The sequence below is a fragment of the Saccharopolyspora sp. NPDC000359 genome, assembly GCF_040300525.1.
GTDB lineage: Bacteria > Actinomycetota > Actinomycetes > Mycobacteriales > Pseudonocardiaceae > Saccharopolyspora.
This window is the reverse complement of sequence record NZ_JBEPDU010000012.1, coordinates 52,503-75,675: the sequence shown is the minus strand read 5'-3', so window position 1 is coordinate 75,675 and position 23,173 is coordinate 52,503. Positions and strand designations below refer to the sequence as shown.

The window sequence follows — 23,173 nt, the reverse complement described above, 5'->3', positions numbered from 1 at the left end:
GTATCTCGCCCTGCACGGTGCACGGCCGGAGCAACTACGCTCGGCCCGGCAGCTGTTGCTGTTCGCAGATCCTCGGGGTGCGCTGCTGGCAAACCGGTAGGGCTCTGAAATTCAAAAGGGCTACTGGCACATGGGTTGTTGTGGCATGGATTTACCATGCAGTCAGCTCGTGACGTCGACACTGCGATTTGTCGGACGCCGTAGTGCGACCGTAGCCTCAGGCTGGCATCGACACCTCGACCCGTGCACGCGGGTATCACCGGCGGTGCAGTAATTGGTGGAGGGTGGCGCTGGTCTTGGGCTCTGTTGGATACATGTCGAATCCTGTTGATCTCATGGCTTAAGGAGGAGGTCGGCGAGCTCTCCTGCCAGGGGGCCAATGTTCGCACAGGACGGATCGTTGTTCCTCGTGAGGTTGAGTTCGAAATAGCGACCTGCTCGGTCGTCGAATGCTGCTGTGCAGTACAGATCCGAGTTGCTGATGTAGATCTGCTGGCCGCCCGGAGAGGCTGCGATGTTGTCGGGGCCAGTGGTTTCCAGATACTTGTCCATTGCAGACATTCCATGCCGCAGGTACAGCTCGTCGTCCGGACCGGCCCCCCAGATGCATCCTGCAGGTCCATTCGGGTGCCCGGGCGCGTCACCCATGATCGAGCGGACTCCGGAGGTCGGAGGGGCTTGGGTGCACATGGCTCGGGACCGTTCGGCAAGGTCGTTCTCGGCGTCGCGAGCTGCGCGCTCATCTGCACCGAAGATGGCTTGGTAGAGCCAGAAGAGCAAGGCCAGGATGCCGAGGGCGATGGTGATGTAGACGGGGGTGATGGAGCGTTTCGGAAGCCAGCTGGGGTGGTTGTTGGTGGTCACCATGCGTCTCCGTCCACCAGTGGGCTTTCGTTGAACTCGGCGAAGGCTTCTTCGTCCTCCCAGTACTGCCAGTCCTGGTCACGCGGCCGCGACTCTTCGGCGGGCGGCGTGGCGGGGGCGAGGCTGCGTTGGTAGCCGTCCTCGATCGCGTGCCGGACCTGGTCGACTTGCTCAGGGCTGGCCTGTTGGATGGTCCGGGAGCTTTCCGCGACTAGGTTGGCCAGGTTCCGTTCGAAGTCCTGGCCGCTGGCTTCGCCGATGACCCGGCGCAGGTCAAAGCACTGCGCGGCACCTACAACGAGCTGGAAACCCAGAAGGCGGCCATGCTGGCAAGCGTCGCTGAACTCGACAACGCCGCCAGCTCCGAACCGAGCAAACCCAGCAGCGACGACGTCGCCCTGCTCGACACGCTCCCTATCTGACGCTCAACCTCGCCCACGCCCCCGAACAGCTCCTACGACGACTGTTCGAGATCACCCAGCTCACCGTCCACCTGCGCGGCGACAGCAACCAAGCCACCATCACGATCAGGCTCCCCGCCGACGACCTACACCAGATCACACACGCGGCGGAACGGATCCACGAAACCAAAGGAACGCCTGCTCGGCGAGCAGGCGCGGCTTGTGTAGATGCTGTACGTGCCCCCGGTGCGATTCGAACGCACACTGGACGGATTTTGAGTCCGCTGCCTCTGCCGTTGGGCTACGGGGGCCTTCTGGGGTCATGGTACGTGATCTGTGATCACGTCGGTTCGGCGGGTGGGGAGCAGTGGCCTGGTGGGCTTCTTCCGGGGCTCCTCGGCGGAGCGGTCCCGGAAGAAGCCCGGTGCGGTTGGTGTTGGGCCGTCAGGGGGTGGGGGAGGTGGCCTGCTCCGGGGCCGGGGCGGGCTCGCGGGTGGTCTTGGGGCCTGGGCTGAGGAGGCCTGTGGTGAGGGCGATGAGGGCTAGTGCGGCTGCTGTCCACAGGAGTGGGGTCATGCCCGCGAGTTCGATGACCGTGCCGCCGAGGAAGGCTCCGAGGGCGATGGAGGCGGTGAAGACCCCGACGTAGAGGCCCGTCGCGTTCTCCTCGTTGCCCGCTGCTGCGCGGGTCATCCAGATCTGCCCGGCCACCGAGACCCCGCCGTAGGCGAGGCCCCAGAGGACGATCGCCGCGACCGCGACGGTGGCCAGCTCGCTGAGCAGGGCGAGGGCGGTGATGGCCGTGAGGATGCCGAGGGCGAGCAGCAGGACGGTGGCGCGGGGGCGCTTGGCGGCGAGGGATCCGGCGGCGAAGTTGCCGACCAGGCCGAAGACACCGTAGGTGAGCAGGACCGCTGCGACCGCTGCCGCGCTGGTGCCGGTGCTGGTCTCCAGCAGCGGACGGATGAAGGTGTAGGCCGCGAAGTGGGCGGTGACCAAAAAGACGATGACGATCAAGCCAACGACGACCGCTGGGGTGCGCAGCAGGGGTTGACCGCCAGCCCGGGTGGTGGCCGGGGCGGGCTTCGGGAGCTTTGGCAGGGCGACCAGGAGGGCAGCCGCGAGCAGCAGCGCGCTGGCGGTCAGCGTGCCGAACGCAGTGCGCCAGCCGAACGCCTCGCCCACGAACGTCCCGAGGGGGACGCCGATGACCGAAGCCGCGGCCACGCCGCCCATCGTGAGCGACACCGCAAGGGCTGCTCGGCGCGCGGAGACGAGGCGGGGCGCGATCGCCGGGGCCAGCGACCAGACCACACCCATGCCGATGCCGAGGACCGTTCGGGACACCGCTAGCAGCGTGAAGCCCTGCGCGAGCACGGTCAGCACGTTGCCCGCGGCGAGCAGCACCATCGCCACCGCCACGACCGCGCGGCGGTCGAAGTCGCCGAGCAGGCGGGGGGCAACCGGGGCGGTGGCGGCCGCGACCAGGCCGGTGATCGTGAGGCTGTAGCCCGCCGTGCCCGGCGTGGTGCCGAGCCCCTCGGCCATCGGGGTCAGCACCCCGACCGGCAGCATCTCCGAGGTGACCACGACGAACGTGCACAGCGACAGGACCGCGACGGCCAGCCACTGCCGGGCGGGTGCGAGTTGAGCGGGGAAGGCGTTCACAACTCGATTCGAACAACGGCCACCGGTCGGAACAACGACGATTCGCTGCACGATCGATGAGCTAGGCTCATCGATGAGGGGGTGCGATGGATCAGCTTCCGGCGCGGGAGATCGAATGCCTGCTCGTGCTGGCCGGGGAACTGCACTTCGGGCGCACCGCCGCTCGGCTCGGGTGCTCGCAGAGCCGCGTCAGCCAGCTCGTCGCCGCGCTGGAGCGGCGCATCGGCGCCAAGCTCGTGGAGCGGACCAGCCGCCGCGTCGAGCTGACCCGGTTCGGGGCGGAGTTCGTCGGCGAGGTCGGGCCCGCCTACCAGCGGCTGGTCGGGGTCGTCGGGCAGGCCCGCGAGCGGGCCAGGCGCGGTGGGCTGGCCGAAGTGCGCATCGGGTTCCAGGGCACCGCCTACGAGGAGGTCATCGAGGCGCTGCGCCGGTTCAAGCTGCACTGCCAGACCAGCGTCGTGGTCACCGAGGTCCCGTACGGGTCGCCGTTCTCCGCCGTCCTGGACGGCGTCGTCGACTGCGCCGTGGTGGAGCTGCCGGTCCGGGACGAGCGGTTGACCGTCGGGTTCAGCTTCCCGCCGCAGGACCGGCTGCTCGCGGTGGGCGCGGAGCACCCCTTCGCGCGGCGGGAGCGCGTCGACATCGAGGAGCTGGCCTCGGTGGACCTCATCGCCTCCACCGGCGAGGCACCCGGCTACTGGCTGGCGGCCCAGGTGCCGCCCGCGACCCCGGCCGGCAGCGAGATCCGTTCCACCGCGGGCGTTGCCACCCTGCAGGAGGGGTTGACGCTCGTGGCCGGGAGCGAGCACGCGTTGTTGCTGTGCCGCCCGTTCGTCGAGCGCAGCCGCCGCGGCGACGTGCGCTACGTGCCGGTGTCCGGGATGGAGGCGTCCTCGCAGCTCGGGTTGGTCTGGCGCACCGACCGCACCACCGCGCAGCTGGAGTACCTGGCGCGGTTGCTGGCCGAGGAGTCCGCGCGGGCGAGCTCCACCGGCTGAGCGAGCCGGGTCAGCGGCCGAAGTCCTGGGTCCAGTAGTCGCCGTTGACCGCCACGCCCATGGTCTTCATCGAGCAGTTCAGGATGTTGGCCTTGTGGCCCTCGGACTTCAGCCAGCCGTCCATCACCTGGTCCGCGGTCTGGTAGCCCTGCGCGATGTTCTCCGCGCCCGGGGAGGGGTGCCCGGCCTTCTTGATGCGCTGGTTGAAGGTCACGCCGTCGGGGTTGGTGTGGTCGAGGTAGGAGCGGGCCGCCATGTCCGCGCTGTGGTTGCTGGCCGCCTTGGTGAGTCGGGGGTCCACCTTGACGGCGCCGCAGCCCGCGTCGGCCCGCGCCTTGTTCACCAGGGCCGCGACCTCGTCCTCGACCGAGGAGGACGCCATCGCCGCGGGGGCCCAGGCGGCGGAGCCGATGCCGATCAGCAGCGCAGTAGCCGTGATTACGGAGCGTCGAAGAGTCGGGGTCTTCATGCTCGTTCAAGCTACCTATTCGGGTGAGATCAAACCGTTATATATGGACTACCTCACGCTGAGTAATGCCCTCCGTGGTGGTTCGACCACGCTCCGGTCCACCCGTTGTGCCCGGACGGTCCGCTTCCTCCAGGTTCGGGACCCTGGTGGGAGTGATCATCGCGAGTTAGGTTCACAGCCCAACCGAGGGTCACCACGGGGGCTGCGATGGTCGAAGAAGTCGGGATCGAGCGCGACGACGCCGGGCTGCGGCGAAGCCTGAAGAACCGGCACCTGCAGATGATCGCGCTCGGCGGCATCATCGGCGCCAGCCTGTTCATCGGCAGCGGTGCGGTGATCTCCACCGTCGGCCCCGCGGCCGTGCTGTCCTACGCGCTCGGCGGGCTGATCGTCGTGCTGGTGATGCGGATGCTCGGCGAGATGGCCACCGCCGCGCCGACGCTCGGGTCCTTCATGGAGTACGCCCGGATTTCGCTCGGCGACTGGGCGGGGTTCACCATCGGCTGGCTGTACTGGTACTACTGGGTCGGCGTGGTGGCCTTCGAGGCCGTCGTCGGGGCCGAGCTGCTCAACCCGCTGGTGCCGGTGCTGCCGCAGTGGGTGCTCTCCCTGGTGCTGATGCTGGCGCTGACCGCGACGAACCTGGTGTCGGTGCGCTCCTTCGGCGAGACCGAGTTCTGGCTGGCCTCCATCAAGGTCATCACCATCGTCATCTTCCTGCTGTGCGGCACGATCTTCGTGCTCGGGCTGTGGCCGGGCGCGGAGCTGTCGGTGGGCAACATCGCGCGCGACGGGTTCGCCGCCAACGGCTGGTTCGCGGTGCTGCACGGCGTGGTGATCGTGATCTTCTCCTACTTCGGCACCGAGATCGTCACCATCGTCTCCGCCGAGTCCGACGAGCCGGTGCGCTCGGTGGCCACGGCGACCAAGGCCGTGGTGTGGCGGGTGCTGCTGTTCTACGTGGGTTCGGTGGCGCTGCTGGTGATGATCACCCCGTGGCAGGACATCCCCACCGACGGCAGCCCCTACGCCGCGGCGTTCACCCGCTTCGGCCTGCCCGGCGCGGAGGTGGTGGTGAACGTGGTGGTGTTCACCGCGGTGATCTCGGTGCTCAACTCCGGGCTCTACACCGCCTCCCGGATGCTCTTCGCCCTGCAGCGCCGCGGATTCGCACCGGGCTGGGTGCGCGACGTCAACCGGCGCGGCGTGCCGTGGAAGGCGATCGTGCTCTCCACCCTGGTCGGCTACGTCGCGGTCGCCGCCAGCTACGTCTCCCCGGACGCGATCTTCTACTTCATCATCAACTCCGCCGGGGCGGTCGCGCTGTTCATCTACGCGATCATCGCCGCCTCCCAGCTGCGGATGCGGCGGCGGTTGGAGCAGGAGGCACCCGAGCGGCTGAAGCTGAAGATGTGGCTCTTCCCCTACCTGACGTGGGCCACGCTGGTGGTCATCGCCGCTGTGATCGTCACCATGGCGACCATCGAGGAGGTCCGCTCGCAGCTCACCCTGAGCCTGGTCAGCCTGGCCGCGATCCTGCTGGTCCACCTGCTGTTCGTGCGCCCGCGGCGGAGATCGGCCTGATGTCGCAATGGTCACGTCGCGTGTTTACCTCGGCGTGAAGTCACGACCGGTATTCTGCGGTTTCCGGTGCAGATCGCACCGGCCACCCGAGCTCTATGGAGGACCCCGGTGACGACGCCGGCTACCGAGGACACACGCGAGGCCAAGCCCGTCGAACGTCGCGTACTCGTGGCCGAGGACGAGGCGTTGATCAGGCTCGACCTGGTGGAGATGCTCCGCGAGGAGGGCTACCAGGTGGTCGGCGAGGCCGGGGACGGGCAGGAAGCCGTTCGCCTCGCCGAGGAGCTGCGTCCCGATCTGGTGATCCTGGACGTGAAGATGCCGAAGATGGACGGCATCGAGGCCGCCTCGAACATCGCCGGTGAGCGGATCGCGCCGGTGGTCATCCTGACCGCCTTCAGCCAGCGCGACCTGGTGGAGCGGGCGCGGGACGCCGGGGCGATGGCCTACCTGGTCAAGCCGTTCGCCAAGCGCGACCTGGTGCCCGCCATCGAGCTGGCGGTCTCCCGGTTCACCGAGGTGCAGGCCCTGGAGGCCGAGGTCGCCGACCTCAACGAGCGCCTCGAGGCGCGCAAGACCATCGAGCGGGCCAAGGGCCTGCTGATGAGCAAGCACAACCTCTCCGAGCCGGAGTCCTTCCGCTGGCTCCAGCGCACCGCGATGGACCGCCGCACCACCATGAAGGCCGTCGCGGAAGCCGTGCTGGAGAACCTCTCCTAAGGGGTTCCAGACCGAGCCCTGCGCGGCGGTGCGAGCGGCGGAACCCCAGCGCCTGCCTGGACCGCGCGTGCCCGCACCGCTCTTCCCCCGGGCACCTCCACCGACTTGATCGGCGAGAGGTGCCCTTCACCAGCTCCGGTCAGCGGCCTGGGGGCTGGTCGCGCAGGACGCAGGTCAGGCGGGCCGTGCAGGTCCGGCGGTCCTCGGCGTCGGTGATGGTGATCTCGTAGGTCGCGGTGGAGCGGCCCCGGTGCACCGGCGTCGCCACCCCGGTGACCACGCCCTCGGTGGCCGCGCGGTGGTGGGTGCAGGACAGCTCCAGGCCGACCGCGATGCGCCCCGGTCCGGCGTTGAGCGCGGCGGCGATGGACCCCAGCGTCTCGGCCAGCGCCGCGTTCGCCCCGCCGTGCAGCAGCCCGTAGGGCTGCCGGTTGCCCGCAACCGGCATGGTCGCCACCACACGATCGGGTTGCAGCGTGGCGTACTCGATCCCGAGCTTGGCGGCCAGCTGCTCCTCGGCGGCCGTCAGCATCTCGATCGACAGGCCGTTCTCGCTGGTCACCGACCCACCGCTGGTCGCTTCTGCCACCTCTGGTGCCTCCCGTCGCCTCCGGTCACGTGCTGTCGGGGCCTCAGCCTAGACTCGCCGCCGTGACGCATTCCGAGGACCGACGCCTGCTGCTCATCGACGGCCACTCGATGGCCTACCGCGCCTTCTACGCCCTGCCGAAGGAGAACTTCCAGACCGGCACCGGCCAGCACACCAACGCGGTCTACGGCTTCACCTCGATGCTGATCAACCTGCTCCGCGACGAGCAGCCCACCCACCTGGCGGTGGCCTTCGACGTCTCGCGCAAGACCTTCCGCAGCGAGGCCTTCACCGACTACAAGGCCAACCGCAGCAGCACCCCCGACGAGTTCCGCGGCCAGGTCAGCCTGATCCAGGACGTGCTCGGCGCGCTGAGCATCCCGGTGCTGAGCAAGGAGAACTTCGAGGCCGACGACGTCATCGCGACGCTGACCACCCAGGCCACCGGCGCGGGCTTCAAGGTCTCCATCTGCACCGGCGACCGCGACGCGCTGCAGCTGGTCACCGACGACGTCACCGTGCTGTACCCGACGAAGGGCGTCTCCGAGCTGACCCGCTTCACCCCGCAGGCGGTGGAGGACAAGTACGGCCTGACCCCGCAGCAGTACCCGGACTTCGCGGCGCTGCGCGGCGACCCGTCGGACAACCTGCCGAAGATCCCCGGTGTGGGGGAGAAGACGGTCACCAAGTGGATCCAGCAGTTCGGCTCGCTGGCCGAGCTGGTGGACCGCGCGGACGAGGTCAAGGGCAAGGCCGGTCAGGCGCTGCGCGACCACCTGTCGTCGGTGCTGCTCAACCGGCAGCTGACCGAGCTGGTCCGCGACGTGGAGCTGGAGGCCGGGCCGGACGACCTCGCGGTGCGGGCCTGGGACCGCGACGCCGTGCACCGGCTCTTCGACGACCTGGAGTTCCGCGTGCTGCGGGACCGGTTGTTCGCGACGCTGTCCAGCGCCGAACCCGAGGTCGAGGAGGGATTCGAGATCTCCGGCGGCGTGGTGCAGCCCGGGCAGCTGCCCGCCTGGCTGGACGAGCACGCCCGCAACGGCAACCGCGTCGGCCTGGCGTTCACCGGGCAGTGGGCGCGGGGCCACGGCGACCTGACCGGCCTGGCGCTGGCCACCGCAGACGGCTCGGCCGCCTACGTCGACGTCAGCGCGCTGACCGCCGAGGACGAGCAGGCGCTGGTCGGCTGGCTGGCCGACCCGGCGGCCACCAAGGCGGCGCACGACGTCAAGGGCCCGCTGCACGGCATCCGCGACCGCGGCTGGACGCTGGCCGGGCTGACCAGCGACACCGCGCTGGCCGCCTACCTGGTGCGCCCGGGCCAGCGCTCCTTCGAGCTGCCCGACCTGGTGGTCCGCTACCTGCAGCGCGAGCTGCGCGCCGAGACCGGCGAGGAGGACGGCCAGCTGTCGCTGCTGGAGGACGAGTCGGAGGTCCAGGAGAAGGCCGCGGCGGCGGAGCTGGTCAAGGCGCGGGCGGTGGCCGAGCTGGCCGACGCGCTGGACACCGAGCTGGACCGCATCGACAGCCGCAGCCTGCTCACCGACCTCGAGCTGCCGCTGCTGGTGGTGCTCAGCGAGCTGGAGGGCGCGGGCATCGCGGTCGACGCCGAGCAGCTCGCCGAGCTCGGGGCGCACTTCGCCGCGCGTGTCAAGCAGGCCGCGCAGGAGGCCTACGGGGTGATCGGCAAGGAGATCAACCTCGGGTCGCCGAAGCAGCTGCAGGTGGTGCTGTTCGACGAGCTGGGCATGCCGAAGACCAAGCGCACCAAGACCGGTTACACCACCGACGCCGAGGCGCTGCAGACGCTGTTCGAGAAGACCGAGCACCCGTTCCTGCAACACCTGCTGGAGCACCGCGACGCCACCCGGCTCAAGACCACTGTGGACGGCCTGGTGAAGTCCATCTCGGACGACGGCCGGATCCACACCACGCTGAACCAGACCATCGCGGCCACCGGTCGGCTGTCCTCCACCGACCCGAACCTGCAGAACATCCCGATCCGCACCGAGGAGGGGCGGCGGATCCGCGAGGTGTTCGTGGTCGGCGAGGTCTACGCGGAGCTGATGACCGCCGACTACAGCCAGATCGAGATGCGCATCATGGCGCACCTGTCCGGTGACGAGGGGCTCATCGAGGCGTTCCGCACCGGTGAGGACCTGCACAACTACGTGGCCTCGCGGGCGTTCGGGGTGCCGATCGAGGAGGTCGACCAGGAGCTGCGCCGCCGGGTCAAGGCGATGTCCTACGGCTTGGCCTACGGGCTGTCGGCCTTCGGCCTGGCGCAGCAGCTGCGCATCTCGGCCGAGGAGGCGAAGGCGCAGATGGACGCCTACTTCGCCCGCTTCGGCCGGGTCCGCGACTACCTGCGGGAGGTCGTCGACCAGGCGCGTAAGGACGGCTACACCTCGACGATCCTCGGTCGCCGCCGCTACCTGCCGGACCTGACCAGCGACAACCGGCAGCGCCGGGAGATGGCCGAGCGGATGGCGCTCAACGCGCCGATCCAGGGCAGCGCGGCCGACATCATCAAGGTCGCGATGCTGGGTGTGCACCGCGCGTTGCGGGAGAACGGCCTGCGCTCGCGGATGCTGCTGCAGGTGCACGACGAACTGATCGTCGAGGTGGCCGAGGGCGAGCACGCCGAGGTGGAGAAGCTGCTGCGCGACCAGATGGGGTCGGCCTACGAGCTGTCGGTGCCGCTGGAGGTCTCGGTCGGCGCGGGCCGCTCCTGGGACGCCGCCGCCCACTGAGGACCGGCGCGCGGAGCAGGTTGCGGGTCAGTCACGAAGTCGCTGTTGCGCGGGTGCGGGGGCTCCTGGACCGCTTTGAATGGCGGACATCACCGTCGGTGCCCCCGCCCTCCCCCGCGGTCGAATGGTGCGGATAGCCTGCCGTACGCGTGACCGGGCGCGGCGGGGCACCTAAAGCCGCCACCACGCCGACCTCGAGGAGGAGCATGATCAACATCGACAGAGTGGACCACCTGGTCCTCACCGTCGCCGATGTCGATCGGGCAGTGCAGTTCTACGAGCAGATCCTCGGCATGACGCCGGTGACGTTCCCCGGTGACCGGCGGGCGGTGAGCTTCGGCGGGCAGACCCTCAAGCTGCACGCGGCCAGCGAGCTGGTGGAGCCGACCGCGACGCACCCGGTGCCCGGCTCGGCGAACCTGTGCTTCGTGACCACCAACGCGATCAGCGAGGTGCAGGAGCACCTGCGTGCCAACGAGGTGTGGATCGAGGAGGGTCCGGTCAGCCGCATCGGCTCGCAGGGGCCGATCACCTCGCTGTACCTGCGCGACCCGGACGGCAACCTGATCGAGATCGCCCGCTACGACGAGCCCGAGGAGTAGCGGAGCGGACTCGTCCCCTGGGGCGAGGTCCGGGCTCAGCACCGCGGAACCCGCCCAGTTGATCGGTTTGAGCGCGAATGCGTTCCGGGTCCATCACAGGCAGGGGCTGCTGCGGCCGGCCGATGTGGACCGTGGTCGCCCTACCGCCGCTGCTCGGCGACCAGCTCGACTCTGTGATCCGCCTGGCGGCGCTGCGCGCCGCGGACATCGGCCTGGCCGAGGCGCAACGCGCGCTGGGCGGCGCGCTCCCGCTGGCCTGAGCGGTCGACAGTGGATTTGGCATATACCACGGGTGGCGCTGCCTCGCCCGGTGGAATGCGGCCAAACGGGTGGTAATCGCCCGATCGTGTCGCGGGGTGCACCGATAGCGTTCTGCGGTCGGAGCACGTGCATCCACCTTGTCGGGGGCAAAGAACGTGGGTTTCGCCGCCACGGAGTTCACCCGTGACACGGCAGGCTTCCTCTCCCTGGAAGGACAGCTCGTCGAGGCCTTCGAGGACCCGGTCGACGTGGGGGACGAACGGCAGTGGCTGGGGTGGCTGGCCGCGGAGTCGGCCGGCAACGGGCGCGGCCGGGAGCAGCTGGCCGCCGCGCTGGCCGCGCACTGCCGGGACAAGGGCCTCCAGGTCCCCGGGCCCGAACAGGCCCGCTGCGTGGCGGTCCACGCCCTGCGGGACTTCGAGCTGCTGCTCTGCCACCGCGTCGCGGACCAGCTCGGCGACGCGGCCGAGCAGTTGGACGAGCTGCTGGCGGAGTCCGCGGCGGGTCGCGGCTGGCTGCTGGAGGAGCTGTGCTCCGAGGTCGCCCCGATCGACCTGCGCTCGGTGGTCCGCGAGCTGGACGACATCATGTCGTTGCAGTCGCTGGGGCTGCCGACCGATCTCGCGGCGGACTCGGAGCACTGCTCGCTGCGGGTCCTGCTCACGGAGGCGGAGAAGCTGACCGCGGTGCGCGCGCTGGGCCTGCCCTCTGACGTCCTCGCGGACTTCCCGGCCGAGCTGGTGGCCGCGTGGGGCGCGCGGGCAGCCGCTGCGCAGGCGGGCGAGCTGCAGGCGCTGGCCCGCCCGGTGCGGGTCACACTGCTGACCGCGCTGTGCGCGGTGCGCCGGGTGGAGATCACCGACCTGCTCGGGCACGCGCTGATCGGGTTGCTGCACCAGATCAGGGCCCGCGCGGAGCTCCGGCTCGGCGCCGAAGCCGACGACGTGCCGCTGCCCAGCCCGATGCGCGACGTGCTGTTGCTCAAGCTCGTCGAAGCCGCCGTCGAGCACCCCGACGACACCGTGCGCGCGGCGCTGTTCCCGGTCGCCGGTGAGCAGCTGCTCCGGCAGCTGATGCTGGACAGCGAGGCCCGCGCCGCCGAGCGCACCCGGCGCAAGCGAGCCGTGCTGCGGGCGACGTACTCGGCCTGCCACCAGCAGTTGTTCCGGTTGGTGCTGGCGAGCCTGGAGTTCCGCACCCGCGACGTCGACAGCTGGCCGATCCTGGCCGCGCTGGGGGAGCTGACCGGCGACTACACCGCCTGCTGGGGGAGGGGCCGGTTCTACGAGCCCGGTCACGGTGCCCCGCTGGAGGGCGTCGTGCCGCCCGAGTGGGAGGCCGCGGTGGTCGACCGGGAAGGGCGCGTCGAGCGCATCGCCTACGAGTTCTGCGTGCTGCTGTCACTGCGGGACCGGCTCTGCGCCCGCCAGGTCCACCTCGCGGAGGCCCGCCGCTGGGGCGGGCCCCCACCAGATCCCGACTGGCCTGCGAAGGACGGGGGACGGGCCGGTGTGGCCCGTCCCCACGACACCCCTCCCGCCGGCGAGCGGGCTGTCAACCAGCACCGCGGCGCCTGAGGCCCCGCATCAGAGGGCCAGTTCCGGCTTGAGGCGGGACGGGGTCCACACGCGCTGGCGCCAGGCGGCGATCGTGCTCAGCAGCAGGGCTGCCACGAGGTAGCTCGCCAGCACCGCCACCGAAGTGCCCACCGTGCCCATGTCCCCGCCGTAGAGCAGGTGGCGCAGGCCGCTGACCACGTAGCCCAGCGGCAGCACCTGGTGCAGCGGGTGCAGCGGCTCCGGGATGGTCTGCCACGGGAACGTGCCGCCCGCGGTGACCAGCTGCAGCACCAGCACGACCAGTGCGATGAACTTGCCCTTCGGGCCGAAGGCGGCGTTGAGCGAGTGCACGACCGCGGTGAACGCGAACGAGGTCAGCACCAGGAAGCCCACCGTCCGCCAGGTGTGCGCTGGCTGCACGCCCACGGCGTACACCACGACCACGTACAGCAGCACCGCCTGCACCAGGCCGACGAGCGCGGCGGGCAGCCAACCGCCGAGCGCGACGCGCCACGGCGCCACCCCGGCCGCCAACGCACGGCTGGACAGCGGCCGCATCAGCAGGAACAGCACGAACCCGCCGACCCACAGCGCCAGGCCCATGAAGTACGGGGCCAGCCCGGCGCCGTAGGTGTCGGCCTTGACCTGGGCCATGGTGTCGATGGCCACCGGGTCGCCGATGGTGTCCGCGGTGGCGTCGCGGGTCGGCTCGTCGGGGTTGGGGATGTCGTCCACCCCGTTGCCCAGCTCGGTGGCCAGGGTGGTGGACCCGTCCTTGAGCTGACCGGACCCGTCGCGCAGCTGGTGGGCGCCGCCGACCAGCTGGTCGGCGCCGTCGGTGAGCTGCTTGGTGCCGGTGAGCGCCTCCTGCTCGCCGGCGCGCAGCTGCTTGGCGCCGTCGTCGACCTGGACCGATCCGGCGGTGAGCTGATCGATGGCACCGGTCAGGGCGGGCATCTCGCCGGCCAGCTGGCGGTTGTAGGTGGCGACGTCGCGGGCGCCGTTGGCCAGCTGGCGCAGCTGCCCGACCTGGCTCTGCACCTTCTCGTTGGCCTCGGTGATCGGGCTGTGCAGATCGTCGAGACCGGCGATGAACTTCTCGATGGTCTGCTCGTCGACCCCGAGCTTGCGGAGATTGTCGGCGAGCCGCTCCTTGTGGCCGTCGAGGCCGTCCACGACACCCTGCGCCGCGCTGCTCAGCGTCTCGGCCTTGGACGCGAGCAGCTCGTTGCCCGCGGCGACTTGCTCGGCACCGTCGGCCAGCTGCGAGGTCTTCTCCGGCAGCTGCGCGGTCTTCTGCTGCAACTGCGACAACCCGCCGCGCAGCTGACCGGTCCCGTCGGCGAGCTGGGTCGCACCGTCGGCGAGCTGGCGCTGCCCGTCGAGCAGCTGGTGGGCGCCGTCGGCCAGCTGGGTCGAGCCGTCCTCGGCCTGGCCGATGCCGTCGTAGAGCTCCCCGGCGCCGTCGGCGAGCTGCCCGGCACCGTCGGCGGCTTCCCGCGTCTTGTCGTGCACCGTGGAGAAGCCGAGCAGGAACTGCTTGGCCGCTTCGGAGCCCGCGCTCTCGGCAACGCCCTTGCGCACCTCGGAGGCCACCTTGTCGGCGATGGTGCCGACCAGGTAGTTGTTGGCGTCGTTGGTGATCAGCCGCAGCTTGGCCTGGCGCGGTTCGAAGTCGCTGGGGGACAGCAGCGCCGCGGAGAAGTCCCGCGGCACCACCAGCGCGAAGGTGTACTCGCCGCTGGCCACGCCCTGCTGGGCGCTGCGCTCGTCGGTGCGGTTCCAGGCGAACGAGTCGGAGTCGAGGAGCTCCTGGTACACGTCCTGCCCGGCGTCCAGCCGGGTGCCGTCCTCGCGGTCCGCGCCGGTGTCGTCGATCACCACGGCGGCGGGCACCGAGTCGAGCTTCCCGTAGGGATCCCAGTTCGCGTAGATGTACATGGCGCCGTACAGCAGCGGCACCAGGGTGACCGCGAGCAGCGCCAGCTTGGGCAGCTTGCCGGAGGTGAGCCGGCGCAGCTCGGTGGCGGCGAGCCGGAGACTAGTCATCGCAGGCCTTCGTGAAGTCCGAGGTGGGCAGTTCGGGGTTGTCGGCGCCGATCCGGGCGGGCGTGACGCCCAGCTGGTCGGCGGAGTGCGGGGAGCACAGGGCGATCACCGCCAGGCCGCGCTCGGCCTGCCGCACGGCCAGCGAGTACCAGCCGGTCGGGTCGCCGCTGTGGCGGTCCGGGCGGTCCAGGACCAGTGCTCGGGTGGTGCTGGATTCGCAGGCGAGCTCGATTAACAGCTTGGTGCGCTCGAACGCGGCGAGGTTCTCGAAGCGCTCGTCGGGGTTGTGCTCGCGCGTGGACAGCCAGGCCTTGACCTTGCGCCGGGTGGACCAGCGACCGGCCAGGGTGAGGCCCTCGGCGACGACGTCGCGCACCGAGATCGACCCGTCGGGTTCGGTGATCTCCGGCGCGTCGACCACCGCGACGTTCTTGCGCAGGGCTCCGGCGTCGAGCGCGCCGTCCAGGCGGACGGTGCCGCCGCCGGGGCGCAGCCGACCGGACAGCACCAGCGCGAGCGCGGTGTGCCCGGCGTTGGGGTCACCGGTGACCAGCAGCGCCTGCCCGCTGCGCACGCGCAGCGAGGTGGGTGCCAGCAGCGGTCCGTGCGCTCCGTTCACCTCGACGCCGGTGGCGACGATTTCCAAGCCGACTCCTCGACTCCGTCGGTCCGGTGCACCGGTCAGCGCAGCGCGGTGGCCGGGCGCACCTCCCACGCGGTCCACAGCGGTCGATAGCCCTGCCGGGGCCAGAACACCGAGGACAGCGGGTTGGGCGGGTTGTAGTACAGGAAGCTGCCGACAACTCCGGCGCGCGCGAACTCCTCGTGCACCGAGGTCATCAGCTGCTGGCCGACACCGGTTCCGCGGTCGTGCTCGCGCACCGACACGCAGTTGACGTAAGCCCAGGTGCCGGGGCGCAGCCGGTGGCCGGCGGGCGGACGGTCAGCGTCGACCCAGCCGCACTCGGCCACCGCGACCGGAGTGCCGCCCCGCTCCGCCAGCCAGACCGGATCGCTGGAGTGCAGTCGCACGTGGGCAGCGGTCCGCTTCAGCTGCGGGGCACCGGGGCGGTACGTCGAAGCGCCGACGAGGGCGGCGTACTCGAGCTCCAGGAGGGTGAGCTCGACGACGGCGTCCAGGTCGGCCGGTCCGGCGCGACGTACAGTTACGGTACCAGATAGTTCCGTAAATGTGCACGGCGGAGTGGGAGGGCGCACAGCCAGACAGGACAAAGGGGTGAAACCGCCGTCCAGCAAGGCTTTCGCCGCCTGTACGTCCCGGCTCGGCCAGGTCACCAGGCACGTCGAATCCCGCTCCGGAGCGCCTTGCCCGCGCAGCCATCCCCGCCACGCCCCGAGCAGCGCGGCCATGCCCTCGCGCGGGTGGTCGCCGATCAGCGGGAAGAGCTCGAAGGCGGTGCTGGGCTGCCAGAGGCCCTGCGGGGAGCCGGGCGGGTTCTCGGTCCGCGCCACGATCCCGGCCACCGCGTGGCCGCTGGCGGTCCGCGCCACCAGCGGTTCGCCAGGCGGCACCGGGTAGCTGTCGGGCAGCAGCGGGTCCACCGCGGCGAACCGCGCGCACTGCGCCGCCAGCAGCTCCTGCGCAGTCGCCACGGCTGCTCCTGGGACGAAGGGATGGTTCGCGGCACATCGAACCAGGACTCGCGCGCGGCTTCAGCGCGAAGCCAGGCCCGGGCAGCCGAGATCACCGGGCCGGTTCCGCGAGGTGTCCGTTCCCGGCGAGGTTCAGCCGTCGAGGGAGCAGGCGAAGATCGCCGTGCCGGGGAAGTAGCGGCCGCGCAGCGGGCCCCACTGGCCCCAGGTGTCGGTGTGCCCCTCGGGCCACTCCGGCTCGACCAGGTCGTCCAGGCGCCACCCGGCCTCGGCCAGCGCCCGGACGTAGTCGCCGAGTGTGCGGTGGTGCTCCACGTAGGTCGCGCGGCCGGTGCCGTCGATCTCCACGTACGGCGAGCGGTCGAAGTAGGACTGGGTCACGGTCAGCCCGGTCGGGCCCGGGTCGTCCGGGAAGATCCAGCGCATCGGGTGCGTCACCGCGAACACCCACCGGCCGCCCGGCCGCACCACCCGCGCGACCTCCCGGAACGCCGCGCCGACGTCGGCCACGAACGGGATCCCGCCGAACGCCGAGCAGGCCAGGTCGAAGGAGTCGGCGGCGAAGGGCAGGCAGTCCGCGCTGGCCTGCACCAGCGGCACCACCGTCCCGCTGCGCCGCCCGCCCTCGGCGGCGTGCCGCAGCATCCCGGTGGAGATGTCCAGGCCGACCGGCCACGCGCCCTGGTCGGCCAACCAGCGCGCGCACGCCGCCGCGCCGCAGCCCACCTCCAGCACCCGCCTGCCGCGCACGTCGCCGAGCAGCCCGGCCTGCTCCTCGCGCAACCGCTCGGGGCACCAGACGAAATCGCTGACGCCGAGGAACGAGCCGTGCTCGGCCTGGTAGTCGTCGGCGTCGGCGTCCCACCACAGGCGGTTCGCGGACCGCGATTCGACCGTCCCGACGGTGCGCTTGCTCACACCCACCGTGCCCAGCACATGCTCCGCGGAGCTACGCTGGAGCTCGGCGCCTTCCGGGTCGTCGGCTCGTGTCAAGGGTTCTCCCCGCCGGTAGTGGGTACTGCTCGGTCGTGAAGCATTGTGGCCGTGCGGTGCAGACTCCTCGTCGGGCCCCACCGCGGTTTGCCCGGCGATCGAGAAAGCGCGTACGATACCGCCCGCGCCGTGGGTCTTCCGCCGTCCTCTCCGCCGCACCGGGTCGAACCCGGTTGAGCGGGGCGGTCGAGGGACCGGACCTCCTGGTCCAACCGTCCGGTTGGGCCTGGTCTGGACGCCCCCAGCGCGGTAAGAACGTAGAACCAGCGACCAAACTATCCGTACCGGAGCAACCCACCTGATGTCCACCGACACCACCACCGTCCCGACTGCAGCCGCCACCAAGCCGCAGGTCGCAGTGAACGACGTCGGGACGGAGGAGGACTTCCTCGCCGCCGTCGACCAGACCATCAAGTACTTCAACGATGGCGACATTGTTGAGGGCACCATCGTCAAGGTCGACCGTGACGAGGTGCTGCTTGACATCGGCTACAAGACCGAGGGCGTCATCCCGTCCCGCGAGCTGTCGATCAAGCACGACGTCGATCCCGCCGAGGTCGTCACCGTTGGCGACTTCGTCGAGGCCCTCGTCCTCCAGAAGGAGGACAAGGAAGGCCGGCTGATCCTCTCCAAGAAGCGTGCGCAGTACGAGCGCGCCTGGGGCACCATCGAGGAGCTCAAGGAGAAGGACGAGCCCGTGCGCGGCACCGTCATCGAGGTCGTCAAGGGCGGCCTCATCCTCGACATCGGGCTGCGCGGCTTCCTGCCGGCGTCCCTGGTCGAGATGCGCCGCGTCCGCGACCTGCAGCCCTACGTGGGCCGCGAGCTCGAGGCCAAGATCATCGAGCTGGACAAGAACCGCAACAACGTGGTCCTGTCCCGCCGCGCCTGGCTGGAGCAGACCCAGTCCGAGGTCCGCAGCGAGTTCCTCAACCAGCTGCAGAAGGGCCAGGTCCGCAAGGGCGTCGTGTCCTCCATCGTCAACTTCGGTGCGTTCGTGGACCTGGGCGGCGTCGACGGCCTGGTGCACGTCTCGGAGCTGTCCTGGAAGCACATCGACCACCCGTCCGAGGTCGTCGAGGTCGGCCAGGAGGTCACCGTCGAGGTCCTCGACGTGGACATGGACCGCGAGCGCGTCTCGCTGTCGCTCAAGGCCACCCAGGAAGACCCGTGGCGCCAGTTCGCCCGCACCCACGCGATCGGCCAGATCGTGCCGGGCAAGGTCACCAAGCTGGTTCCGTTCGGTGCGTTCGTCCGCGTCGACGAGGGCATCGAGGGCCTGGTCCACATCTCCGAGCTGGCCGAGCGCCACGTGGAGATCCCGGAGCAGGTCGTCCAGGTCGGCGACGAGGTCATGATCAAGGTCATCGACATCGACCTGGAGCGTCGTCGCATCTCGCTGTCGCTGAAGCAGGCCAACGAGGGCTTCAGCCCCGACTCGGAGTTCGACCCCACCCAGTACGGGATGGCCGCCGAGTACGACAACGAGGGCAACTACATCTACCCCGAGGGCTTCGACCCGGAGACCCAGGAGTGGCAGGAAGGCTACGAGAAGCAGCGCGAGGAGTGGGAGCGCCAGTACGCCGAGGCGCACACCCGCTACGAGAAGCACATCGCGCAGATCACCAAGGCCCGCCAGGCCGACGCGGAGGCCGCCGCGGCCGCCGCGACCGGTGGTGGCGAGGAGTCGACCGGTGGCAACTACTCGTCTGCCTCCAGCGACGACCAGGACAGCAGCGGTTCGCTGGCCAGCGACGCGCAGCTGGCCGCGCTGCGGGAGAAGCTCTCCGGCGGCGCGTGAGCCCTGACGCCTGACGGCTGAAGCGCAGCGGCCCCGCACCTCCCGAGGTGCGGGGCCGCTGTCGTTCCCGGTGCGCCTGGCAAGATGGGCCGCGTGTTGCGCGTGGGACTGAGCGGTGGGATCGGGTCGGGCAAGTCGACGGTGGCCCGGCGGTTGGTGGAGCTGGGCGCGGTGCTCATCGACGCCGACGCGCTGGCGCGCGAGGTCGTGCAGCCGGGCACGGCGGGGTTGGCGGAGATCGTCGAGCGGTTCGGCGCGGACGTGCTGGACGCCGACGGTGCGCTGAACCGCCCCGCGCTGGCGGCCAAGGCCTTCGCCGACGAGCAGGCCCGCGCGGACCTCAACGCCATCACGCACCCCAGGATCCGCGACCTGACCGCCGAGCGGATGGCGCAGGCGTCCGCCGACGCGGTCGTGGTGCACGACGTCCCACTGCTGGTCGAGGTGGGGTACGCGCCGAACTACCACCTCGTGGTCATCGTCGACGCGCCGGAGGACGACCGGGTGCGGCGGCTGGTCGACCGGGGCCTGACCGAGGCGGACGCGCGGGCCCGCATCGCCGCGCAGGCCACCACCGAGCAGCGCCGCGAGGTCGCCGACGTGTGGCTGGACAACAGCGGTTCGGTCGAGGAGGTCCACGCCCAGGTCGACGCGCTCTGGCGGGACCGGTTGGTGCCGTTCGAGGAGAACGTGCGGCTGCGGCGCCCGGCGCCGGACTCGGCGCCCGAACTGGCCGGTCCGGACCCGGAGTGGCCGCGGCAGGCGCGGCGGCTGATCGCCAGGATCGAGCGCGCGGCGGGGGACAAGGCGGTGCGGGTCGACCACGTCGGCTCCACCTCGGTGCCGGGGCTGCCCGCGAAGGACGTCATCGACCTGCAGCTGACCGTCCGGTCGCTGGCCGACGCCGACGCGCTCGCCGAACCGCTGGGGGAAGCCGGGTTCCCGGTGCACCCGCACATCAGGCACGACAACCCGCACGACTTCGCGCCGGACCCGCAGCTGTGGCAGAAGCGGTACCACAAGTCGGCCGACCCGGGCCGACGCGTGCACCTGCACCTCCGCGTCGACGGCTCCCCGGGGCAGCGCACCGCGCTGATCTTCCCAGCCTGGCTGCGCGCCGACCCCGGGACCCGCGACGCCTACCTCGACCTGAAGCGCGAGCTGGTGGCGGAGCACGCCGCCGACCCGGACCACGGCCGCTACGCCGAGGCGAAGGAGGCCTGGCTCGCCGAGGCCATTCCCGCGGCTTGGCGCTGGGCGGAGCGAACCGGCTGGTCCCCCGACGAGTGATCCACGCGGTCCCGGTCCCGGGGGCGGGGACCGGGACGTGGGGGCTACCGCGGTTCGGCCTGGATGGCGTTGAGCCCAGCGCGGGCGAACTCCTCGTCCAGCTCACCGCTGGGGGCTCCGGCGACGCCGACACCCGCGATCGGTGAGCCCGCGGTCACCGGGACGCCACCGCCGAGGAACAGCGTGCCGGGGATGTCGCGGAGGCTGGCGCCGTTGCCGCCGACCTGCTTGCCCAGCTCGGAGGTGGCCCGGCCCCACGCGACCGCGGTGAAGGCCTTGCGCCTGGCGGACTCGCCGCTCTGCGGGCCCGCGCCGTCGCCGGTCAGGCGCACCCGCTCGGTGCCCGCGCGGTCCACGATGGACACGGTGACGCGCTGGCCCTTGGCCTCGGCGGCGTCCAGCGCGGCCTGCGCGGCCTTGGTCGCCGCGTCGATGCTGAGCACCGGCTGCTGGATGACCGCCGCTGGTGGCTGCTGCTGCGCCGGGTCGGCCTGCGCGGCGGTCAGGCCGGTGACGCCGCCGAGGATGCCGAGGCCGACCAGGGTGCCGACGACTGCGCGGTGGCGGGTGGTGGATCGCATCGGTGGTGACTCCTTCACTTCCGGTTGGTGCCCCCAGCCTCGGCGGCGCGGCGGCGCCGGGCGTCGTCGGAACGGACCTCCTGCGGCGCTGGTCGGTGGAGCCGGGATCAACCGATGTGTTGAGGTGACCGGCCCGGGATCGGCATACAGTGCGCCCGGACCTGTCTGGAGGACCGCGGTGACCGAACGACCTGGCGGCTGGCTGTACCGGGCGATGCACGTGGGCTTCTTCGTGCTGCTCGCGTCCTCGGCGTCGCGCTACGTCGCCGGGCACGGGTGGCAGGGAGTGACGCCGTTGCTGCTGGGCCTGTCGGCGGCGCTGGTGCTGATCTACGTCGCCGGCGTGGTGTGGTGGGAGCGCGCCGGTCAGCTGTGGCTGGCCGCGGTCGTGGGGGTCTGGTGCGCGCTGGTCCTGGTGGCGCCGAGCTTCAGCTGGTGCGCGGTACCGCTGTTCTTCGTGTGCCTGCGGATGCTGCGGCCGGGACCGCTGCTGGCCGCGGTCGTGCTGCTCACCGCCACGGTGGTCTTCGCGCAGCTGCGGCTGGCACCCCGCTTCGAGGTCGTCGACGCGCTGGTGCCGCTGGCGGTGGCGGCGATGGCCACGGCGGTGTTCCTGCAGCTGCGGCACGAGGGCGAGCGGCGCCAGCAGCTGATCGACCAGCTGGTCCGCACGCGCGGCGAGCTGGCCGAGGCGCAGCGGGAGGCCGGGATCAGCTGGGAGCACGAGCGGCTGGCGCGGGAGATCCACGACACCATCGCCCAGGGCCTGTCGAGCATCCGCATGCTGCTGCAGGCGGCGGAGCGGGAGGGTGACCGCGGTGAGCACGTCCGGCGGGCTGGCGAGGTCGCCGAGGACAGCCTCGCGGAGGCGCGGCGGTTCGTGCGGGGGCTCGCGCCCGCGGCGCTGACGCGGCAGTCGCTGGCCGGTGCGCTGCGCGAGCTGGCGGCGCGGACGGCGGAGGAGTCGGGCATCGAGGTCCGCTTCGAGGTGGTGGGCGAGCCGCTGGACACCTCGGAGGACGTCGACGCGGCGCTGCTGCGGGTGGCGCAGGGCGCGTTGGCCAACGTGCGCGAGCACAGCTCGGCGGGCAAGGCGGGGGTCACCCTGTCCTACGTGGCCGGTTCGGTGGCGTTGGACGTGCGCGACGACGGGACGGGCTTCGACCCGGCCGCTCCGCGCTCGGGTGCCGATCGCGGCTACGGGCTGGGCGGGATGCGGGCGCGGGTCGCGCAGCTCGGTGGCGAGCTGGTGGTGGAGAGCAGCCCCGGGGAGGGCACGGCGATCGCGGCGACCTTGCCGGAGGGAGGGGTTTCATGACGGTGCGGGTGCTGGTGGTCGACGACCACCCCGTGGTGCGCGCGGGGATCCGGGCGCTGCTGGACGGGGCGGCGGACATCGAGGTCGTCGGCGAGGCCTCGACGGCTGCCGAGGCCGTGCGGCGCTCCGGTGCCTTCCGGCCGGACGTGGTGCTCATGGACCTCCAGCTCGGCGACGGCGTCGGTGGGGTGGCCGCGACCCGGCAGCTGCTGGAGCTGCCCGAACCGCCGCACGTGCTGGTGCTGACCACCTACGACGCCGACACCGACATCAACCGCGCCATCGACGCGGGCGCCACCGGCTACCTGCTCAAGGCCGGGCCGCCGGAGGAGCTGTTCCATGCCCTCCGCGCCGCCGCGCAGGGCCGGACCGCGCTGTCCCCGGAGATCGCCACCCGCCTGCTGCGGCGCCGCCGCACCCCGGAGGAGGCGTTGAGCGGGCGCGAGGTGGAGATCCTGGAGCTGCTGGCGCGCGGCCTGGGCAACCGGGACCTGGCGCGGGAGCTGTTCATCAGCGAGGCGACGGTGAAGACCCACCTGGTGCACATCTACTCGAAGCTGGGCGTGGACAACCGGGTGGCGGCGGTGCGCGAAGCCGTCCGGCAGCGGTTGATCCGCTTCGACGACGGGTCGTGAGCGGCGGAGCTCACCAGATGTCGAAGATGCCCCGGTGGGCCAGCCACTGGTTCAGGTCGCGGTGGCGGGTGATCTCGTTGAGTGTCCGGTGCACCGTGTGCAGGGCGTAGTCCGCCTCGCTGCGGCGCAGCGCGCCGGTGGCGACCGCGGTGGCGAACTCGGCGGCGTGGCTGATCCGCGCGCGGCCGCGGTCCTGCACCTCCAGACCCAGCAGCAGGTCGGTGGTCGTCCAGGAGCGGGTCTCGCGCTGGATGCGGACCGCGGTGAGGGTGCTCGGACCGGGGCGCGAATGCCTGCTGCGCGGGCGGAACCGGGTCAGCCGGAGCCCGAGGTCGGGCAGCAGCCAGGTGATCTCCGCGGCGTGGTCCGGGGCGTCCGGGGTGGGACACTCCACCGCCAGACCCCACCGCTCGACGTGGCA

General features: G+C 71.2%; 21 protein-coding genes and 1 tRNA gene. 11 read left to right on the top strand and 11 right to left on the bottom strand.

Annotated elements, in window-relative coordinates; translation table 11 throughout:
• Positions 1-333: 333 nt before the first annotated feature.
• The 3 genes from ABT324_RS10720 to ABT324_RS10710 form a co-directional block, all read right to left on the bottom strand.
• Positions 334-864 (bottom strand): hypothetical protein, encoded by a 531-nt coding sequence (locus ABT324_RS10720; RefSeq protein WP_351174825.1) that lies wholly within the window; start codon positions 862-864, stop codon positions 334-336.
• Between the two features lie 639 nt (positions 865-1,503).
• Positions 1,504-1,576: transfer RNA gene (locus ABT324_RS10715), tRNA-Leu, on the bottom strand.
• A 133-nt stretch (positions 1,577-1,709) separates the two neighbouring features.
• Positions 1,710-2,933: an MFS transporter gene (locus tag ABT324_RS10710; RefSeq protein WP_351174823.1), complete on the bottom strand. Its 1,224-nt coding sequence runs from the start codon at positions 2,931-2,933 to the stop codon at positions 1,710-1,712.
• An 86-nt stretch (positions 2,934-3,019) separates the two neighbouring features.
• Between ABT324_RS10710 and ABT324_RS10705 the strand changes: the two genes are divergently transcribed.
• On the top strand, positions 3,020-3,931 hold the full coding sequence (locus tag ABT324_RS10705) for a LysR family transcriptional regulator (protein WP_351174821.1): 912 nt from the start codon (positions 3,020-3,022) through the stop codon (positions 3,929-3,931).
• Positions 3,932-3,941: 10 nt separating this feature from the next.
• On the opposite strand, the gene ABT324_RS10700 is transcribed toward ABT324_RS10705, so the two are convergent.
• Positions 3,942-4,400, bottom strand: coding sequence for a CAP domain-containing protein (locus ABT324_RS10700; RefSeq protein WP_351174819.1), 459 nt, complete (start codon positions 4,398-4,400; stop codon positions 3,942-3,944).
• 207 nt (positions 4,401-4,607) lie between these two features.
• On the opposite strand from ABT324_RS10700, the gene ABT324_RS10695 reads away from it, so the two are divergent.
• Both ABT324_RS10695 and ABT324_RS10690 read left to right on the top strand, forming a co-directional pair.
• The gene (locus tag ABT324_RS10695) at positions 4,608-5,984 is read left to right on the top strand and encodes an amino acid permease (protein ID WP_351174817.1); all 1,377 of its coding nucleotides are present in this window, start codon (positions 4,608-4,610) and stop codon (positions 5,982-5,984) included.
• 108 nt (positions 5,985-6,092) lie between these two features.
• Positions 6,093-6,704, top strand: a complete 612-nt coding sequence (locus ABT324_RS10690) for an ANTAR domain-containing response regulator (RefSeq protein WP_150068983.1) — start codon at positions 6,093-6,095, stop codon at positions 6,702-6,704.
• Between the two features lie 139 nt (positions 6,705-6,843).
• Here the strand turns inward: ABT324_RS10690 and ABT324_RS10685 are convergent, their stop codons facing one another.
• Positions 6,844-7,236 (bottom strand): hotdog fold thioesterase, encoded by a 393-nt coding sequence (locus tag ABT324_RS10685; protein ID WP_351174891.1) that lies wholly within the window; start codon positions 7,234-7,236, stop codon positions 6,844-6,846.
• Between the two features lie 119 nt (positions 7,237-7,355).
• On the opposite strand from ABT324_RS10685, the gene polA reads away from it, so the two are divergent.
• From polA to ABT324_RS10665, 4 genes are all read left to right on the top strand, one after another.
• Entirely contained in the window at positions 7,356-10,049 is a 2,694-nt protein-coding gene (gene polA, locus ABT324_RS10680; protein WP_351174815.1) for a DNA polymerase I, read from the top strand.
• 206 nt (positions 10,050-10,255) lie between these two features.
• Positions 10,256-10,651 (top strand): VOC family protein, encoded by a 396-nt coding sequence (locus ABT324_RS10675; protein WP_351174813.1) that lies wholly within the window; start codon positions 10,256-10,258, stop codon positions 10,649-10,651.
• Between the two features lie 131 nt (positions 10,652-10,782).
• On the top strand, positions 10,783-10,911 hold the full coding sequence (locus tag ABT324_RS10670) for a hypothetical protein (RefSeq protein WP_351174811.1): 129 nt from the start codon (positions 10,783-10,785) through the stop codon (positions 10,909-10,911).
• Between the two features lie 156 nt (positions 10,912-11,067).
• Complete coding sequence (locus ABT324_RS10665) at positions 11,068-12,489, top strand: hypothetical protein (RefSeq protein WP_351174809.1); 1,422 nt, start codon at positions 11,068-11,070, stop codon at positions 12,487-12,489.
• 9 nt (positions 12,490-12,498) lie between these two features.
• On the opposite strand, the gene ABT324_RS10660 is transcribed toward ABT324_RS10665, so the two are convergent.
• The 4 genes from ABT324_RS10660 to ABT324_RS10645 form a co-directional block, all read right to left on the bottom strand.
• Positions 12,499-14,520 (bottom strand): YhgE/Pip family protein, encoded by a 2,022-nt coding sequence (locus ABT324_RS10660; protein ID WP_351174807.1) that lies wholly within the window; start codon positions 14,518-14,520, stop codon positions 12,499-12,501.
• Positions 14,513-15,166, bottom strand: coding sequence for a P-loop NTPase family protein (locus ABT324_RS10655; protein WP_351174805.1), 654 nt, complete (start codon positions 15,164-15,166; stop codon positions 14,513-14,515). The genes ABT324_RS10660 and ABT324_RS10655 overlap by 8 nt, the downstream gene beginning before the upstream one ends.
• 35 nt (positions 15,167-15,201) lie before the next feature.
• Entirely contained in the window at positions 15,202-16,134 is a 933-nt protein-coding gene (locus ABT324_RS10650) for a GNAT family N-acetyltransferase (protein WP_351174802.1), read from the bottom strand.
• Between the two features lie 132 nt (positions 16,135-16,266).
• Positions 16,267-17,127 (bottom strand): class I SAM-dependent methyltransferase, encoded by an 861-nt coding sequence (locus tag ABT324_RS10645; protein ID WP_351174800.1) that lies wholly within the window; start codon positions 17,125-17,127, stop codon positions 16,267-16,269.
• Positions 17,128-17,428: 301 nt separating this feature from the next.
• On the opposite strand from ABT324_RS10645, the gene rpsA reads away from it, so the two are divergent.
• Both rpsA and coaE read left to right on the top strand, forming a co-directional pair.
• Positions 17,429-18,928 carry a 30S ribosomal protein S1 gene (rpsA, locus tag ABT324_RS10640; RefSeq protein ID WP_351174798.1) on the top strand — a complete coding sequence of 500 codons (1,500 nt, stop codon included), beginning with the start codon at positions 17,429-17,431 and terminating at the stop codon, positions 18,926-18,928.
• Between the two features lie 93 nt (positions 18,929-19,021).
• Positions 19,022-20,218 carry a dephospho-CoA kinase gene (gene coaE / locus ABT324_RS10635; protein ID WP_351174796.1) on the top strand — a complete coding sequence of 399 codons (1,197 nt, stop codon included), beginning with the start codon at positions 19,022-19,024 and terminating at the stop codon, positions 20,216-20,218.
• Positions 20,219-20,262: 44 nt separating this feature from the next.
• Here coaE and ABT324_RS10630 read toward each other — a convergent pair whose 3' ends face one another.
• A complete protein-coding gene (locus ABT324_RS10630) occupies positions 20,263-20,799 on the bottom strand; it encodes a GlcG/HbpS family heme-binding protein (protein WP_351174794.1) in 537 nt (178 codons plus the stop codon).
• A gap of 178 nt (positions 20,800-20,977) precedes the next feature.
• Between ABT324_RS10630 and ABT324_RS10625 the strand changes: the two genes are divergently transcribed.
• Both ABT324_RS10625 and ABT324_RS10620 read left to right on the top strand, forming a co-directional pair.
• On the top strand, positions 20,978-22,117 hold the full coding sequence (locus ABT324_RS10625; protein ID WP_351174792.1) for a sensor histidine kinase: 1,140 nt from the start codon (positions 20,978-20,980) through the stop codon (positions 22,115-22,117).
• Complete coding sequence (locus tag ABT324_RS10620) at positions 22,114-22,752, top strand: response regulator (RefSeq protein WP_351174790.1); 639 nt, start codon at positions 22,114-22,116, stop codon at positions 22,750-22,752. Before ABT324_RS10625 ends, ABT324_RS10620 begins: the two co-directional genes overlap by 4 nt.
• Before the next feature lie 10 nt (positions 22,753-22,762).
• Here ABT324_RS10620 and ABT324_RS10615 read toward each other — a convergent pair whose 3' ends face one another.
• The gene (locus ABT324_RS10615) at positions 22,763-23,146 is read right to left on the bottom strand and encodes a DUF402 domain-containing protein (protein ID WP_351174788.1); all 384 of its coding nucleotides are present in this window, start codon (positions 23,144-23,146) and stop codon (positions 22,763-22,765) included.
• Positions 23,147-23,173: the final 27 nt, after the last annotated feature.

Bases quoted from the DNA above. Each gene is read 5' to 3' on its own strand.
- ABT324_RS10705 (WP_351174821.1), top strand. From the start codon at position 3,020: ATGGATCAGCTTCCGGCGCGGGAGATCGAATGCCTGCTCGTGCTGGCC.
- ABT324_RS10700 (WP_351174819.1), bottom strand. From the start codon at position 4,400: ATGAAGACCCCGACTCTTCGACGCTCCGTAATCACGGCTACTGCGCTG.
- ABT324_RS10695 (WP_351174817.1), top strand. From the start codon at position 4,608: ATGGTCGAAGAAGTCGGGATCGAGCGCGACGACGCCGGGCTGCGGCGA.
- ABT324_RS10685 (WP_351174891.1), bottom strand. From the start codon at position 7,236: ATGCTGACGGCCGCCGAGGAGCAGCTGGCCGCCAAGCTCGGGATCGAG.
- ABT324_RS10675 (WP_351174813.1), top strand. From the start codon at position 10,256: ATGATCAACATCGACAGAGTGGACCACCTGGTCCTCACCGTCGCCGAT.
- ABT324_RS10660 (WP_351174807.1), bottom strand. From the start codon at position 14,520: ATGACTAGTCTCCGGCTCGCCGCCACCGAGCTGCGCCGGCTCACCTCC.
- rpsA (WP_351174798.1), top strand. From the start codon at position 17,429: ATGTCCACCGACACCACCACCGTCCCGACTGCAGCCGCCACCAAGCCG.
- ABT324_RS10630 (WP_351174794.1), bottom strand. From the start codon at position 20,799: ATGCGATCCACCACCCGCCACCGCGCAGTCGTCGGCACCCTGGTCGGC.
- ABT324_RS10620 (WP_351174790.1), top strand. From the start codon at position 22,114: ATGACGGTGCGGGTGCTGGTGGTCGACGACCACCCCGTGGTGCGCGCG.